At 64.0% G+C, this 17,663-nt stretch carries 8 protein-coding genes; 7 read left to right on the plus strand and 1 reads right to left on the minus strand.

Annotated features, from left to right (window positions below; translation table 11 throughout):
* Position 1: 1 nt before the first annotated feature.
* Genes dpdF through dpdD form a run of 7 tightly spaced genes read left to right on the plus strand, consistent with a single transcriptional unit; the run spans position 2 to position 14,448 of the window.
* Complete coding sequence (gene dpdF, locus ASF37_RS01790) at positions 2-2,599, plus strand: protein DpdF (RefSeq protein ID WP_082506339.1); 2,598 nt, start codon at positions 2-4, stop codon at positions 2,597-2,599.
* On the plus strand, positions 2,599-3,519 hold the full coding sequence (dpdG, locus tag ASF37_RS01795) for a protein DpdG (protein ID WP_156368106.1): 921 nt from the start codon (positions 2,599-2,601) through the stop codon (positions 3,517-3,519). The genes dpdF and dpdG overlap by 1 nt, the downstream gene beginning before the upstream one ends.
* A complete protein-coding gene (gene dpdH / locus ASF37_RS01800; protein ID WP_056578808.1) occupies positions 3,516-6,572 on the plus strand; it encodes a protein DpdH in 3,057 nt (1,018 codons plus the stop codon). Before dpdG ends, dpdH begins: the two co-directional genes overlap by 4 nt.
* Positions 6,569-7,279: a hypothetical protein gene (locus ASF37_RS17040; RefSeq protein WP_056578811.1), complete on the plus strand. Its 711-nt coding sequence runs from the start codon at positions 6,569-6,571 to the stop codon at positions 7,277-7,279. The genes dpdH and ASF37_RS17040 overlap by 4 nt, the downstream gene beginning before the upstream one ends.
* Positions 7,276-11,772 carry a protein DpdJ gene (gene dpdJ, locus ASF37_RS01810; protein ID WP_056578814.1) on the plus strand — a complete coding sequence of 1,499 codons (4,497 nt, stop codon included), beginning with the start codon at positions 7,276-7,278 and terminating at the stop codon, positions 11,770-11,772. The genes ASF37_RS17040 and dpdJ overlap by 4 nt, the downstream gene beginning before the upstream one ends.
* Complete coding sequence (dpdK, locus tag ASF37_RS01815) at positions 11,769-12,293, plus strand: phospholipase D-like domain-containing protein DpdK (RefSeq protein WP_082506342.1); 525 nt, start codon at positions 11,769-11,771, stop codon at positions 12,291-12,293. The genes dpdJ and dpdK overlap by 4 nt, the downstream gene beginning before the upstream one ends.
* Complete coding sequence (dpdD, locus tag ASF37_RS01820; RefSeq protein ID WP_156368107.1) at positions 12,268-14,448, plus strand: protein DpdD; 2,181 nt, start codon at positions 12,268-12,270, stop codon at positions 14,446-14,448. Before dpdK ends, dpdD begins: the two co-directional genes overlap by 26 nt.
* A gap of 225 nt (positions 14,449-14,673) precedes the next feature.
* Here the strand turns inward: dpdD and ASF37_RS01825 are convergent, their stop codons facing one another.
* A complete protein-coding gene (locus tag ASF37_RS01825; protein ID WP_056578823.1) occupies positions 14,674-17,619 on the minus strand; it encodes a vitamin B12-dependent ribonucleotide reductase in 2,946 nt (981 codons plus the stop codon).
* Between the last annotated feature and the right edge of the window lie 44 nt (positions 17,620-17,663).

A 17,663-nucleotide genomic window follows, 5' to 3' on the forward strand; every position in this document is an offset into this window, starting at 1 on the left:
CATGACGGATCAGTGGAATTTGGCGACAGCCAACTTGGCTGGAGCCACAAACAACCGCGACCTTCTCATCGGGCCCCACCGCCGACTGGTAGATGCATGGTTCTCAGATGTTCCGGGGCCCGAGATCGCGGGTGACGTTGCCGCGCTTCTAGGCCAGGTACTGCGTCATCGCCGAGGGACTACAGGGCATTCCAACAGCTACCTGATCCTTCGCCTCTACGACCGCGGCCTTCCGCTCGAGACGCTTTGCCGGGCAAACCTCGACGTCGCCACGTTCGGGCTGCACGAGCACCGCGTCACCCTTGGCCCAGACTGGGCGCCCGACTGGCTCCGCGGCGACGGGCGTTGGATCGATATGGCCTGCACAAGCCCCGACAATTTCGAAGGTCCGGAGGGCGTCGTATCCACCTTTGCCCGGCACGACATGGCAGTGCCGGTAGACCCGTCCGTGGCTGCGATTGCTGGGATTGACACCTACCGTTCGCGAAGCCAAGCGAGCGCCGTCCGGGCTGCTGCGCTTGCACCTGCAGGCAGCACACTCCACGTGGTCCTACCCACCGGAACAGGTAAGTCCTTGGTCGGCATCGCCCCTGGACTACTCGCTCGTACCGGCGTGACAGTCGTCGTGGTGCCGACCATTGCGCTGGCGCTTGACCAGGAGCGCCAACTTCATCAGCGGTTTCCAAACCAGGGCCTTCCTCAGGAATTGGCCTACTACGGCGATCGTGCCGCGACCGAAAAGGAAGCGATCAAGGAGCGCCTGCGCGAAGGGACGCAAAGGGTTCTCTACACCTCGCCCGAGGCTCTGGTCACCGGTCTGGCGCAGACTCTGCGGCGCCTGGCTGCCCGGGGCGAACTGAGCCACGTTGTGATCGATGAGGCGCACCTCGTACGCACCTGGGGCCTGAGCTTCCGACCCGAGTTTCAAGTCGTCGCCTCCCTGATCGCCGAACTGAGGGAGGTCGCCCGGGCTCAAGGGGTAGCACCGCCCCACGTAGAACTGCTGACTGCGACACTCTCCCGACAGGGCCTCTTGCTGAACGATGAACTGTTCGCCGGGGCCGACACTTCGCTGTTCGTAGGTTCCACGTACCTGCGCACGGAACTCCGTTACCTATTTGCGCCGCCCGTCCCTAACGAAGCGCGCCTCGACCGGGTTGTCGAAGCACTCCACCACCTTCCGCGGCCGGCGATCGTTTACACCACCAAGAAGGAGTCGGCCGACACGCTTGCAGTTCGACTCCGAGAGGCGGGATTTGGCCGCACGGCGGTCTTCCATGGCGATGTGCACGCGGACGACAGGCTCGAAATCCTGAGGGCGTGGTCTGGCGATGCTGGCCCAACGTCCGTCGACGTGGTCGTGGGGACCAGTGCGTTCGGGCTTGGTGTGGACCAGAGCGACGTTCGTTCTGTCATCCACGCCTGTGTGCCGGCCTCAGTCGACCGCTTCTATCAAGAGGTTGGCCGCGGTGGCCGCGACGGTCACGCAGCCGTATCGGCCTGGATGCCGAGCACCGCCGATGCCCAGGAAGGTCGCAGCATCGAGAATGCCACCGTTCTTGGCGATAAGAAGAGTTGGGGTCGATGGGACGCGATGCGTACGGCGCGCATCTCGGCGGACCCAACGCGCCGCGAACTCGTCGTGGACACCAGCACCGTCCCTCCCTGGCTCTCCCACGCCTCCGACAGCAACCAACTGTGGAACCGCAACACCCTGGTCCTGCTGCAACGGGCCGGGGTGCTCGACATTGTCGACACTCCCCCGCCGACCCTTGAGCGCGCCGAGTACGAATCTGAAGCCGATTGGCAGAAGCGAGTCGATACAGCCTGGTCCGCGTACGTGACGCGTGCGACCGTGCGCATCCGCTCGGGCATTGCGAATGTCGATGAGGCCACCGTCCTGCGTGCGATCGACAAGGTCCGACGTGAGATCCGTTATTCAGAAGCCGGCTCGCGCGACCGCATCGAGCGCATGTTCAGGCTCGATGAATGCTGGGGTTCAATCCTGAGCGAGGAATATGCGTACGACGAGGTGGGCGCGATGCGCGCTCACCAGGTGGTCGCACCCGCGTGTTCGGGATGTCCCGCTGCCGCGCATGTCCATGAGCCGTCTTTGCGGGCTGCACGACCAGTGGTGCAAGAAGCACCGCTCCCCCTGTTGCACCGCGGAGTAAGTCCCACGCTTGCGTCGATGGCCGCCAGCGGCCGGTCACTGGTGGTGACCTATCCCGAGGGAGATCTTCGGATCCACCTTGCCGAACTCGTCACAAAGGCAGTGACACACGGGGTCCGAGGAATCTTGGCATCTGCAAGTCTGACCGGCTTGCCCGCAGTGGTGGGGGCAGGTCGCTCTGCACCCGAGGGACTGGTCGCTATCGATCCGATCATCGCGGGTCCGCCCCGAACCTTCCCGATCCCCACGCTCGTCCTATTGGACCGGACCGATCCACCTCAGTTGAGTTGGCTTGCTGGGGAGGCGGGTTCCCTTCGGATCGTCGTACTCCCGGAAGACACGCCGGACCCTCAGTATCCGGGCCAACCCGTGAAGGCCATTCGCTTCCCGCATTGGACGCTGTCGTACTTCCTAAGGAGCCTTTGATGGCAGTACTCAACCCGCCGCGCACATTGCCAGGCCTCGGCCGCGCCATCGTGAACTACCTTCTCGACGCACGACGTTCGTCAACCGAGGACGATCTCGTTGCCGCCTTCAAACCGGAGGGGCTGAACTCCGGCAGCGAGGCCGCCGGCGGACTGAAGAACACGATCTCCTCCCTGCGCGCCATCAACGTGCTCGAGACGAATCCCGACGGAACTCTTCAACTAGGCGCTCAGGTTCCGACGCCGAAGGCACCCTTCGACCCTCCGGAGTTTCGACGACTCCTTCAAGCCCGCGTGTTCGACCTCGGCCGGGATGGCGATGTTTGGGCGACGCCGCTCGGCGATGGACACACGAGCGGCGCCCGTGACCTCAACCGAGCCCTGACCTGGGTGTTGGCACAGGACGCGTTGGGGCAACCGCTGTCGTGGACCGAGAATCTGCAAACACTCCAGCCTGAACAGTTCGGCACAACCGATCGTGAATCGTGGGCCATCGTCAATGACACGCGTTGGGTTGCTGCGTCGCGTTGGATTGTCGCGCTCGGTTTGGCGACCCCGTCAGTCATGAAGGACCGGACCGGCGTGGTTCCACTGCCGGTGCCCGCGGTAGAGGACGCCCTACGAGCGATGCCCGCCGAACGTCTCTCGATCCACGACCTGTTGGCACGCATCGGACAAGCGCTCCCCGTCCTTCATGGTGGGTCAATGCGGTTCGGACTCGTGGCCCTCCTTGGAGCCGATCCCGACCCAGGCATCGTCGCCGAGTGCGCGGACAGTTCAGTCGGACAGGCACTGCGCATCCTCGAGGAACGCGGACGGATCCGATTCGAGACGCTCCCAGACGCACAAGGCATCCGCCTGTCCCGTTTCGACGCCGCGCGCCAAACGCACGCCATCGTGAACCATGGAGGAAAGAAGTGAGTTGGCGCGGCAACCTCCCAGCGGCCTGCTGGGACGCACACGAGGCTTCAGCCATCATCCCTGTCGAGGCGGAAAGCACGTCGGACGGCGTCTTCCTTGCCACACACAGCACCATCCCCATCACGCAGCGCGATCAAGTAGACAGCGCCCGCGGCGGCGCCGTTGTTGACGAGCAAGCCCTGCTTCGCGCTGTCCAGGACCAGCCTGCGGACCAGCCGATCATTCCGATCCTGGGTAAGTCCGGTACGGGCAAGTCCCACCTCGTTCGGTGGCTGCGGGCTCACTTGGAAACCAAGGAATCGACCCGCCTAATCTTCGTGCCCAAGCACCGCATGTCCTTGCGCGGGATCCTCGAACTGATCCTTGAGCACGCGAGCGGCGAGCGAGCCGACGAACTCCGGACGAAGGTAGCGACCGCGGTCGATGCCGCCGCGGACGAAAAGACTGCGCAACTGAAACTGCGCAACGCCCTTGCGGTGAACATCGAGACGCGCGGCAACCGCACCGACGGCTCCCCCGAGGAGATCGAACTCCGGTCTTATCTCGCCTCTCCCGGTGGCCTTCCTGCCCTCTTTGGCGACGACGTCTTTCGGAGCCGACTGCTCGACCAGAACGGGCCAATCGCCCGCCTGGTGCGCGAAAAGTTGTCCGGGAAGGGCGACGAGGACAAAGAGGACGCCTTCGGGTTCACCCCCGACGACCTGAATCTTTCTGTGGACGACGTCAACCGGGCCGGCCAAGCGGCCCGCGAGGTCGCTGGAGCACTCACGAGTGAGCACTCGTTCCGTGAACTCGCCGCCAAGATGATCAACGAGCAACTCGGTCCATCTGTGAGCGAGGTCTTCGGCGTGGGCGGTGACGACCTCAAACAGATCCTCGTCGACGTTCGCGTCGAGTTGGACAAACAGGGCCTTGAACTGCTTGTGCTCATCGAGGACTTCTCGATCTTCCAAGGGATTCAGGGTGGCCTCATTGATGCCATCACGCTCATCTCGACCGAGGCGCAGAAACTCTGTCCAATGCGCGTGGTCATGGCCGTCACGACCGGTTACTTCATCAACCAGATGCCAGAGACGGTCTACACGCGGACGTACCGAGTGTTCGACCTCGACCTACCCGATGGAATGAACGCGTCCTTCCAGCCGACGGGATTCGCCAGCCGATACCTCAACGCTGTTCGAGTCGGGGCATCGGAGCTTGATGCAGCGCATGCACGCGAAGAGGAGGTGCCCAATGCGTGCGAGCAGTGTCCTGTCAACGCGGCATGTCACTCATCGTTCGGCCAGGTTGACGGTTACGGCCTCTTCCCGTTCAACCAAGCCGCCCTCGATCGTGCAATCAAGAGTCACTCCACCGACGGCAGCTTCGTCGCTCGCAACGTGCTGACGCGTGTCCTCCGCCCGGTCCTGCATCGTGACCAGGCTGAGATCAACAACGGTCGATTCCCGAGCGAAGGCTTTGCCAACGACTTCCGGGGCGGCGCAAGCGACCGCCTCACGAACATCGAAGACCAGTTCAAACTGCGGTCGCCCGGAGACGAGGAGCTTTCCGAGCGTCGCATCCGCCTCGTACGCTTTTGGGGCTCGGGGCCAGGCGCGGAGAATCTCGCTCCGACGATCCATGACGCCTTTGATGTCACACCGATCGACGATCTCGGCGACGCAAGACCACCTACTCCGGACTCCCGTCCGACGCTGCCCACCAAGCCTTCGGCTACCTCCACCCCGACTCCGCAGCCAGTCGCTCCGGACCCGCCGCTCGTCAAGGCTGTCGATGGCTGGCTCGCAACGGGCAACATCCTGCAAGGTGAGATCAACGATCTGCGAAACATCGTCTTCCAGGCGGTTCGACAGCGCCTCGCGTTCGAGGACGGATATGGCGGCGACAGCTTGTGGGGCAACGACAAGGCCCTCGCGCCAGGGTTCGAGGCGAAGATGGTCGAGTTCAGCCAAGCGAAAATCGCCGACGCTGTGTTACCGATGGACCGATCCAACCCCGACGACATGCGAGCCCTTCGCGCACTCGCGTGGGCAAATCATAAGAACAACTGGGCAGACGTGCCGGATGGAGAGCGACTGCAGAGGCTCACCGAGACTGCCATCGATAGATGGGCATCCAGAGTGGGCATCAAACTGCTCCCTCCGCAGCGCCCCGACAACGACACCGAGTTGGCTCGGCTCGTAGAAGTGCTCCTCAGCATCGCGCGAGGGCTCGGAATCGCCGACGCCTTCAAGTCGGACACCACTAGTCGGATCCGGGCCATGTTCGCCCCGGTCCCAGACCGCCCGGATCTCGAGTCGCGGGCCGGTCTCCGGGCCCTCCACAGCTTCCTGGAGGAAGGTGCTCGTAGCGGCAGCACCGTCACTCGTGTCGGCCGCGGCCAACTCCAGCAGCGACTGCTCCGGCACGCTTCATTCAGCCAAGGCTCCGGCAAGCCGCTTGCCTTGGACCTCAGCAAGGTAGCCAAGGTCGTCCGAAGTGGGGTCACGGGCGCACCCTGGCCGGCCTCGACGCCCGACCTGATCAGATCCTCGGTCTCGACAATCGAGGCGCGGCTCGCGTCGATCGACTCCTTGCACGCGGAAGCTTCAAACCTAGTACCCGATCTTTCCGACCTCGGAGGTGAGCTCGCCGACGTCGCCTCGGAACTTCTCGTCCTCGTCAACGAGCGCGCTGCCGCCGGTGCGCTGCCAGGCGGAATCAACCCTGCCGAACTCCAGGCCGCAGTCAAGTCCGTCAAGCCCGGTGACCAACGCAAGGTCGAGGCGGCCTTTGCCGAGCTGAGTCGCTGGGATCAACTCACACACGACGAGAAACTGAAGGTCCTCAACGGCGACTGGGATGAGCCCGCACGGCGAGTAGGTGCCTGGCTCCAGATGGCAAGGCAAACGGTCCGACTGCTTGAGCACAGCCTCGACAACGGCAGTCCCTCTGACGTCCAGCGCGAATACGCTGAGGCCCGTGACCAACTGGTCGCCGACCTCACGGCCATGGCCGACTCGATCTGTCCCCCAGCATGTGACGATTCGTCCGGAGCAGAGGAACTCGCATGACCCTGCGCAGCACAATCCAGGATCTGCGTGCCCACGCCGAAGTCGCCAATGACGAACACCAGGTCAAAGTCCGAACAGGACAATTTGCAGATCTCAGTGCACGCCTCGCCCCGGCGTTGGCGGAACTGCCCGCGCTCAACGTCGCGCTGAGTGAGGTCGCGCAACTCGATATCGACCTTCCGGCGGGCCGCGAACAGGACGCGGCCCAGGTGGCCGAAGGTCTCCGTGCGCTGGCAACCGAGGTGCCTGCTCTGGGAATGGATCAGAATCTCGACCTCGCCAAGGAACGTGTCCGGTCGGCGGAGAAGTACACCAGGGAACTACGCGCGGTCGTCGCCGGCGCGTGGCAGACGTATGTCAGTCAACCCCCGCCCGCGATCAACAGCGATCTCATTGACGCACTCGCGCAAGGTGGCGTCGACGTGGAAGAGCTTCGCAACGCGCTTGAGACCGCGCGCGCCCACTTGCTCGCCGTCACCTTCAGGCAGATCCCGGACCGCGGCGCGGTCCAGAAGTACCGTGACGCCATCGAGTCGATCCACCGCTGCGGCGAACAAGTCGGAGACGTCGTAGATCCAGATATCGCTGAGGGCATCGTTGGATCTCAAGAGCCACCTGGCGTCCCGCTCACATGGTTTACGCCAGAGCGTCTCGAGAAACTCCGGGCCCTCGGCATCGTCGATCGATTCCAGGTGAGGCTGCAATGAATCCGGTCCTGCTGACCCGAATCCTTGACCGGCTTGAGTCGCTCGAGGATCCACTCTTGTGCTGGGGCGTCGTCGACGGTGGTTTCAGCACAGATGAACTTCGCAAGGTGATCAGCGATGAACTCGCCGCAAGTCATGAGTGGGACCTGGGACCCGACGACATCATCGAGGCGATGACCACGCAGGCACTGCTGGTTCACGATTCCAGTTCGTCACCCGCGCGTTGGCGTACCCGCAATGGCGAGACCATCCGCTTGGTGGCGCGGCTCCGGCAGACCTTCCTCGGCCAGACCTGGCAATCCGGAACCAACCTGATCTCCGACTTCCGGTACGCACGCCGTCCCCGCTTCTATCCCAAGCGAGATCAGCCTTGGACCACTGCCGTCGACGGGGTCGTCGGCCCCGTCGATGCCTATCGCGATGTCCTCGGGGTCATGACTCAACGCGACGGCAAGCACGACCTCCTCGGTGGGTTCCAAGTCCGCGCTACGAGGCACATCTTGACCTCGTTGCAGAGTCAGACCACGACGGCCACTGTCGTAGCTGCTGGAACCGGAAGCGGGAAGACCAACGCGTTCTACCTCCCCGCCTTCAGCTATCTGGCCGGTATCACAGACCAGTCCGCGTGGACGCGCGCGCTAGCCGTATATCCCCGGACCGAACTACTGAAGGATCAGTTGGACACGGCGTTTGCCCACGCCTGCCGACTCGACGATCTGTGGAAGCGGTCCACTGGACGATCGATGACGATCGGCGCCCTCTACGGCAGCACGCCCACCAACGCTAAGAACGTACGGCTCCCCTATCGGGGTTGGGGAAAGCGCCCCCATGGCATGGCTTCCCCGCAGATGCGCTGTCCCGGTGATGGCGTCGGCCAATGTGGAGGCGAGCTCGTTTGGCCGAACGAAGACATCGATGCGGGGGTCGAGCGCCTGGTTTGCGCGAACTGCCGGCGCGCATTCGGGCAGGACCAGGTCGTCCTTACCCGGCAGTCCATGCAAAGCTCGCCTCCCGACCTGCTCTTCGTGACGACCGAGATGCTCAATCGCGGACTCTCCGATCTGAACCTCACACGGCCTTTGGGCGTCGACGTACCGGTCGGCAAGAAGCCTCGGATGATGCTCCTCGATGAGATTCACACCTACGACGGGACCACCGGCGCGCAGGCCGCCATGGTGCTCCGCCGATGGCATCACAGCGTTCAAGCCCCTATTGCGTTCGTCGGTCTTTCTGCGACTTTGTCGAACCCGATCCGCCACATGGCGGACCTGACCGGGGTCGATGACGACCTCGTCACCAGTATTTCGCCCGATGCCGAGGAGTTGGAGTACGAGGGCGCGGAGTACTTGCTCGCACTCCGCAGCGATCCCACCAGCGGCGCGTCCGTACTGTCCACGACCATCCAGACATCCATGCTGCTCCCGCGAGCGCAGGATGAGCCGGCGAGTCGGATCTCATCCGGCGTCTACGGAACAAAGGCCTTCGTCTTCACGGACGACCTCGATGTCACCAACCGTCTCTTCTCGTACCTCCTCGACGCGGAGGGGCAGCGGTACGCATTCGGAAAGCCCAAGTCGTTCAAGGCTCCTCTCGCATCAGTGCGCGCCAACTCCAACGGCGGCGATGTCACGCAACAGCGTCGGGCGGGTCAACTTTGGGATCTGCCCACTGCCATCGGCCACAAGTTCGCGGCTGCCGGCGAAGGCTTGCGAGTTAGTCGAACCACGTCCCAAGACTCGGGCGTTACCGCCGACAGCCAGTTGATTGTTGCGACCGCCTCACTCGAAGTCGGCTTCGACGACCCCGACGTCGGTGTGGTCATTCAGCACAAGGCGCCTCGCGGGGTAGCCGCTTTCCTTCAGCGGAAGGGTCGCGCGGGACGCAAGCGGACCATGCGGCCGTACACAGCAGTCGTGCTCTCCGACTACGGCCGCGACCGTGCGACCTACGAGTCGTGGGACACCCTGTTTGATCCCGTACTGCCTGATCTCGTGTTGCCCATTCGCAACCGTGCCGTACTGCGCATGCAAGCCACCATCGCGATGATCGATTGGCTAACGAGTCAACTTCGGCAGCACGGCGTGCCTAAAACGACCATCGGGTGGACCGCCCTTGGCCAGAAGCCGTCCGACAGTTTCGCCAAGCCGGGCCGCGAGACCCAACTCAAGGCCGTTGAGATCTTGAACGATGCTCTCCGCGACCCAGACCTTCAGCGAAGCCTGCGCGCGTGGGTGCAGAACGCACTCGGCCTGTCCGACTCAGAGGCAAACGAGGTCCTGTGGCATCCCCCGAGGCCACTGTTGCTTCAGGCGATTCCGACATTGCGTCGCCGCCTCCTCCATAACTGGGGAATGGCAGATGCCACCGTCATCCACGAGTTCCGCGATCTCATGGGTGGCAATCCCCTACCCGACTTCTTCCCGATGAACCTCTTCAGTGAACTCGCTCTGCCCGAGACCCTCGTAAGCATTCCGCCCCAGTCGGATCGGGAGACCGACCGCGAACTCCAAGCGATGGGTCTCGGCCAGATGCTCCGCGAGTACGCACCAGGTCGCGTCTCACGCCGCTTCGCCACAAGGAATCTCGACCACCGCCACTGGATTCCCGTTCCGATCGGCGTTGCTGAACCCGTGCTTGAACTCACAACGCTTCTGCCCGTGTTCGGGGTCGAGGAACCTTGCACCATCGACATCGACGGCACACCGACGATCACGACATTGGTACGTCCAGATCGGGTGTTGGTCGAACTACCGCCGAAGGCCGTGAAGGACTCGTCCAACGCAACGATGCAATGGCGGTCGCAGTTCATCGAGACGGGGAATGGCCTGATCATCCGCGTGCCAACGGCCGACCCTGTCGGGCGCCTGATCAAGGACGCTCGCTTCTTCCTGCATGCTCAGAACGCTCACGTCAACGTCCATCGTGCGGCAGTGAGCGCTGATGCCACGCTGAACCTCGAGGACGGCACTGAGCAACGTGTGCGATCGCATTTCGCCCTTCATGGCGAACCGGCAGCGATGGGCTCCACCTTTGACGTAGACGGGTTGCGCATCCGGGTCGACCTGCCGGCGGACATCGACATCCCTGCCGAGCACCTTCCGGGCCTGCGCAGTGCCTGGTTCAAGCACGTCCTGCTCAATGACGATGAGTTGTTGGGCTTCCTGAATAGCTTCCGGATCGACTGGCTGCACCAATGCCTGGAGGCCATGCTGCTCACCACGGCAGTTCGTGACCAGAGCACCGTCGCGCAGGCCTACGCATCGATCCACGAATCGTTCGACGACAAACTCGACGAAACCCTCGACGCCATGTTCAGGGCGTCGAGCGTGATCGAGTCAGAGTCCGCGGTGCTGTCACGCATGGGCGCCCGGCTCAAGGAGGCACTCAAGAACCCAGCCATTGCGTCCCGCCTCGACGCCTTGGCACCGCAGTACTGGTCTCCTGAGCCCACAGCATTCAATCGGTGGCTCCGCCAGCGGACGCTTTCGACGCTTGGACACGCGACTCTTGCTGCGGCCAGACAGATCTGCCCGGAACACGATCCTGACAGCGTCATCGTTGACGTCGAGCCTGGATACAACGCCGACGGCGGGCCGCGGACCGGCGAGATTTGGTTGTCAGAATCCTCGATCGGCGGTGGTGGATTCATCGAAGCCCTCGCAGCACGCGTACGCCCCGATCCCCGGCGGCTCCTTCGGCTCATCCTTCGAGCTACTCAGCCCAGCACGTACGAACTCGTTGACAGCCACCTTCAGCGGGTGATCGACCTAGTGACAATGGACGCAACTTGGTCCGGTCTCGTCAACGACTTTCGATCTGCGCCTGATCAGGCCACGCGCGTCGAGGCGCTCGGGCGGATCCGGGGCGGCCTTCGCCAATCAGGCATCTACGGCGCCGAACAGTCGGTCGTGTCATCGCTTGCGAGTCGCGTTCTGCGGCCAGGATCGACACCAGCGACGGACAGGGCGTTGTCCACTGTGACGACCGAGTGGAAGGCGGAAGAGCGGCGACTCGGTGTCGAGATCCCACCTCGTACCTGGGCGTATTTGATGCGCGCACGCGCCGACTTGGATCCTGGACTGGTCCTCGCGGGTGGAGGCGGCGAGCGCCAGCGAATGGATGCGGTCCAGAGCATGCTGTGGCCGCGTGGCTGGCAACTACGTGCGGAACAATTGAACGCGTGGAATCCGTTCGCCGAGAGCCTGCCCGCGGCGCCCGAGGTGCTGCGGTCTCTCGCTGCCGCGGGTGATCCCCCTCTCCCCCTCAGCGGCGACTTCCGTGCACGCGTCCGGCACGCCCTGGCGTCTACGGGCTCTGCACAGGTTCTAGCCACCCCGGATCAGGCCGGAGAACTTGCGGATCTGCTCGTGGACGTCAGCGTTGAGCCGGTGGTGACGGAATACCTCAATGTCTATCCGCGGGTTGTGGAGATCGACCACCGGGCGAACGGCGACGTCGTCGTCGCCCTCGAACTGGCCGAGGTGTCGGCATGAGACGGATTACGACTGGGGGTCGCGGGCAGACGCGGATTCTCAATGACCTCATGCAGAACCTGCTTGTCACAGAACTTCTGGTCCCTTCCGGACAACTGTGGGTCCTATCTCCCTGGATCTCCGATATTGATGTCATCGACAACACGGCGGGCCAGTTCAAGACCGTGCTGCCAGGTCTCCCATCACGAAGGATCCGCCTCACCGAGGTCTTGATCGAACTGGCCCGCCGTGGGAGCGACGTCCGCGTCCTGACTCGCGACGTCGAGAGCAACATCGTGGCGCGGCAGCGACTCGACAATGTCGGCGGTCTAGGCGCCAAACCGACGGTTCGAATCCATCCCAAACTCCACGACAAGGGCATCCTGGGCGACCGGTTCCACCTCCAAGGCTCGATGAACTTCACCTACTTCGGACAGGCCGTCAACGCAGAAGGCGTGACGTTGACGCGCGATCCCCACGCCATCGCGGAGACGCGGATCGCGTACAACGCTCTCTATGAAGGTGCCGGACATGCAGGATGACGAGTTCTTTGGCTCGGGCAACGACATCAAGCCCGCTCGCCTGCAACCGGAACACGAGACATCGATCGAGAACTGGCGCGATGCCATCCGACGCGGGCAGATCGCGTTTCTCCCGAGGTCGACCAAGGGCAACCTGTACTGGTACGCGTTCGCTCCCACGAAGCGAGAGCAGAGGGAACTGCTCACGCTTCTAGACGCCTGGGTAGGGCCAACTTTCAGTGACCTGCCGAGGAGCCGAGGGCGGCTCTACCCGCAGGATCCGTTTGACACGGCGCTGGCCGCCCAAGCCGTGCCGCCGCTTCGCTTCGAGGTGCTGCCTCGCGGCAACGGGACGGCTCGCGACGAGGTACGCCAAGCACTCCTCGTTCTCTCCAAACTGGTGTGGAAGCGTCCCCGCTCTGAGTTCGACGCCCCTCGGACCACGGTCGAGGTTCTCGACGACTTGGGCCACGCGATCGGTGCTCAGGATCGACGAATTGCCCTTGAATGCCTGCGTGACCTCGAAGCCTTCGCCGATCTCGACCACTCGAACCTCGCGTTCCTACGTTTGCGCGTTCACGCCGGGCTTGGCGACACGACCGCGATCTTCGCCGACCAGGACTTGGAACATGTCCTCCAACTGCGTCGCCCACTCGGGATCACTCGACTGCTTCAGAACGCTCTCTACGAACACTACCTAGAAGTGGCCGACGCAATTGGCGATGGAGCATCACTACTCGAAGCTGCCGACCAAATTCCAGCCGCCCTCCGGATGCTCACGGCAGGAGGCACGCCAGAAAGCCGTCCCGCGCTCGTCGTCGAGTTTGTGCTCTCCAAACTGAAGGGCGCCGCAACAGCCACGCTTCAGCGCTTGGCCGATGGAGCACAGTCCATTTCACCGGCGTTAGCGGACTCTCTCCGACTGATCATCTCGACTGAAGCCGGAACTGCTCAAGCGCCCGAGACAGAACCGTCGACGTCGAAGAACGTAGAGCCCCCCGACGAACTCCACCGACTGATCGAAGAAGGCGAGTTCGCCGCCGCGATCAACGCTGGTCTGGTCGGGACGCCGTCAACGGGTACGGCTGCCCTACTGCTCGGATGCATCCGGGAACTCGAGGACCCGAGACTCGCCGCTGGCGTCGCCGCGTTCGTGAAAGCTTCCGGACTTGAGGGAGAGGCCCTCGGAAACGACATCGTCGTCCGAGCCGACTTGGCCTGGCTCGCAGACTTTCTAACCCCGCAGCGGAACCTGGGATGGCTCGGATGGTTCGAGGCCCTCCGATCAAATGATCGTGTAGGGATGAACGCTGACTTCAGCATCAGCGCCGACTGGACGCCGCTTGACCATCCGACGGTGGCCGATCGCCTCGCCTCACTGGATGAAGAGACTCTTGCTCGACTCGGAGACCACGGCGGCGCGTTCATGGCCGCCCATTCATCGCTGTTCGCAGGCCCGGAGGGCGCCGAGTTGTGCGAACGGGTTCTGGCGGGCTTCGCTGTCAGCGAAAAGAACACTGCGGGTATCCGCCTTCAAACCGTTGCGCTCCATGAGTACATGGCGACTGCCGGTCCCAGTCCGGAACTCCTGGCCTCGTCCCTTATCTGGACAGAGGACATCCTTCGGGTCGGAACCTCGGCAGTCACAGCGAGCTGGACGGTCGATGTGCTCCAGGCTGCTACCGCCAGCCCACAAGCGGTCGCCCTCGATGCCAAAGCTAGGCTGTTTTTCGGTGCGCTGGACGTGCTGAGGCCGGTGCACTCCAGCCTGGGCCTCGCCGAGCTTGAAGGACTGCGGTTGGTCGCAGATGAACTGGCAACGGGCCTCCCCGACGACTTCCAGATCGATCCTTCGAACGCGGACCCGGCTGCGCCTTACCGGCACCTCAGGAACTCCGTCATTGTGCTGTACTCGCTAACCGAGTCCGCGACCACCCGGGCAGCTCAGGTGCTCAGACGCCTCTTGCCAGGCATCGACGTACGAACGAACTCAGAGCATGACGGCAGTCAGCAGTTGGCTGCCCTTAGTTCGAATGCTGATGTGTTCGTCGTAGTCGCCGCCTCGGCGAAGCACGCAGCCACTGATTTCATCAAGCATCACCGCGGTAATCGACCGATTGTCCAGGTCAACTCGCGCGGGTCTTCCGCGATCCTCCGGGAATTGGCGGAAGGTTGATGGCGAACCGGAGACGTCTCCCGCGAGCCACTGGATTGGGCGGCCACGACCTCTGACCGCTCGGCTTCGAGGAGGAAAAGATTCAGCAGCGCTGAACGTGCACCACCCTCGAGGTGCGCGGCTCGTCGAATTGGCCCTTCCCGAGGGTGCGGGAGCCGATCACGGCACAGCCAATCGTCGTTCCGCCTCGGGGGCGGACCTTCGCCCGCCCCCGAACGTCGCAATTCAGCTGCAGCCGCTGGTGCTGCCGCAGCCCTCGCAGACGTGGCAGGAGCCGGCGGGGCGCATCTTGGTGCCGCAGGTCATGCACAGGGGCGAGTCGACCGCGGAGCCGGTGATGGCCTCGAGGAGCTCGGCCGACGTGTGGGCCTGCTGGGGGGCGGGCTTGGCCGTGTCGGCCTGGGCCTGCTCGGCGGTCACGTCGTTCGACACCTCGACAGGCTCGGTGAGCGAAGAAGCCTCGGCGGTCGCGGCCTCCTTGAGCGTCTCCGGCTCGGTCTCGACGAGCTCGGCGGCCGTCGATCCCTTGCTGATCGGCTGGTGGCTGCCCGTGTCGAGGTAGCGCTGACGCTCGTCGGCCGAGTGGATCCCCAGAGCCGAGCGCGTGTCGAAGTCGATGTAGTCCAGCGCCAGGCGGCGGAAGACGTAGTCCATGATCGACTGCGCCATGCGGACGTCGGAGTCGTCGGTCAGACCCGCCGGCTCGAACTTGAGGTTCGTGAACTTCTGCACGAACGTCTCGAGCGGCACGCCGTACTGCAGACCGATCGACACGGCGATCGAGAAGGCGTCCATCACGCCGGCCAGGGTCGAGCCCTGCTTGCCCAGCTTGAGGAACAGCTCGCCCAGCTCGCCGTTCTCGTGCGCACCGGAGGTCATGTAGCCCTCGGCGCCGCCGACGCTGAACGACGTGGTGATCGACTGGCGCGACTTCGGCAGACGACGACGGATCGGCTTCTCGACGACGACCTCACGCACCTCGACAGGCTCGGTGGCCGAACCCTTGCTCGCGGCGCTCGTCTTGTCGTCCTGGCTCTTCTGCGAGGACAGCGGCTGGCCGACCTTGCAGTTGTCGCGGTAGACCGCGAGCGCCTTCAGGCCGAGCTTCCAGCCCTGGAAGTAGACGTCGGCGATCTCCTCGACCGTGGAGGTCTCGGGCATGTTGACCGTCTTGGAGATGGCGCCGGACAGGAACGGCTGAGCCGCAGCCATCATCCGCACGTGACCCATGGGCTTGATGGCCCGGTCGCCCACGGCGCAGTCGAAGACCTCGTAGTGCTCGGGCTTCAGGCCGGGCGCGTCGACGACGTGACCCTTCTCGGCGATGAACTCCATGATCGCCTCGATGGTCTCGCCGGTGTAGCCGAGCTTCTTGAGCGCGATCGGGACCGTCTGGTTGACGACCTGCATCGAGCCGCCGCCGACGAGCTTCTTGAACTTGACCAGCGAGAAGTCCGGCTCGATGCCGGTGGTGTCGCAGTCCATCATGAAACCGATGGTGCCGGTGGGCGCGAGCACGGACGCCTGGGCGTTGCGCCAGCCGTTCTTCTCGCCGATCTTCAGGTTGTCGGCCCACTGCTTGGTGGCCTCGCGCTGCACGGCGATGTCCATCGAGTGCAGCGTGCGGATGTCGTCGTTGGCGGCCAGGTGCTTGCGCATGACCCGCGTGTGCGGCGTGGCGTTCTGCTTGAAGCCGTCGTACGCACCGACGACGCCGGCCAGCTCGGCCGAGCGACGGTAGGAGGTGCCCGTCATGAGCGACGTGATCGAGGCGGCCAGCGCGCGGCCACCCTCGGAGTCGTACGCCAGCCCCGAGGCCATGAGCATCGCGCCGAGGTTGGCGTAGCCGATGCCCAGCTGGCGGTAGGCGCGCGTGGTGTCGCCGATCGCCTCGGTCGGGAAGTCGGCGAAGCAGATGCTGATGTCCATCGCGGTGATGATCAGCTCGACGCTCTTGACGAACTTCTCGACGTCGAACGTCGTGCCGTCCTCGGAGAGGAACTTCATCAGGTTGAGGCTGGCCAGGTTGCAGCTGGAGTTGTCCAGGTGCATGTACTCCGAGCACGGGTTGGACGCGGTGATGCGACCCGTCTCCGGCGTGGTGTGCCAGTCGTTGATCGTCGAGTCGTACTGGATGCCCGGGTCGGCGCAGGCCCAGGCGGCCTTGGCGACCTTGCCCCACAGCTCGTTGGCGTCGATCTCCTCGATCACCTCGCCGCTGGTGCGGGCCCGCAGGCCGTAGGAGGTGTGCTCCTCGACGGCGCGCATGAAGGCGTCGTCGACACGGATCGAGTTGTTGGCGTTCTGGTACTGAACGCTGGTGATGTCGTCGCCACCGAGGTCCATGTCGAAGCCGGCGTCGCGCAGGACGCGGATCTTCTCCTCCTCGCGCTCCTTGGTCTCGACGAACTCGACGATGTCGGGGTGGTCGATGTCGAGCACGACCATCTTGGCCGCACGACGCGTGGCGCCACCGGACTTGATGGTGCCGGCGGACGCGTCGGCGCCGCGCATGAAGGAGACGGGGCCCGACGCGGTGCCGCCGGAGGAGCGCAGCAGCTCCTTGGACGAGCGGATGCGCGACAGGTTGAGGCCGGCACCGGAGCCGCCCTTGAAGATCAGGCCCTCCTCGCGGTACCAGTTGAGGATCGAGTCCATCGAGTCGTCGACGGCGAGGATGAAGCAGGCGCTGACCTGCTGCGGGCTCGACGTGCCGACGTTGAACCACACGGGGCTGTTGAAGCTGAAGACCTGGTGCAGCAGCATGTGCGTCAGCTCGTGCTCGAAGACCTCGGCGTCGGCGTCGGTGGCGAAGTAGCCGTGCTCCTTGCCGGCCGCGGTGTACGTGAGCACGACGCGGTCGAGCAGCTGGCGCAGGCTCTGCTCACGCTCGGGCGAGCCGACGGCGCCGCGGAAGTACTTGGTGGTGACGATCGTGGAGGCGTTGACGCTCCAGAAGTCGGGGAACTCCACACCGCGCTGCTCGAAGACCGTCTCGCCGGTCTTCCAGTTGGTCTGCACGACGTCGCGACGCTCCCACGTCACGGCGTCGTACGGGTGCACGCCCTCGGTCGTGTACACGCGCTGGATGCTCAGGCCCTTGCCGGCCTTGCTCCCGCGCGTCTTGCCGGACTGTGCCCGGCCCGTCGATCCGTCGACCGTCTCCGTCATGTCGTGCTCCTGTGTCGCTGCTGGTGTGTGAAAGGTCGTGCGTC

Origin of the sequence: Aeromicrobium sp. Leaf289 (genome assembly GCF_001423335.1) — a bacterium.
In the GTDB taxonomy this organism is placed as follows: Bacteria; Actinomycetota; Actinomycetes; order Propionibacteriales; family Nocardioidaceae; genus Aeromicrobium.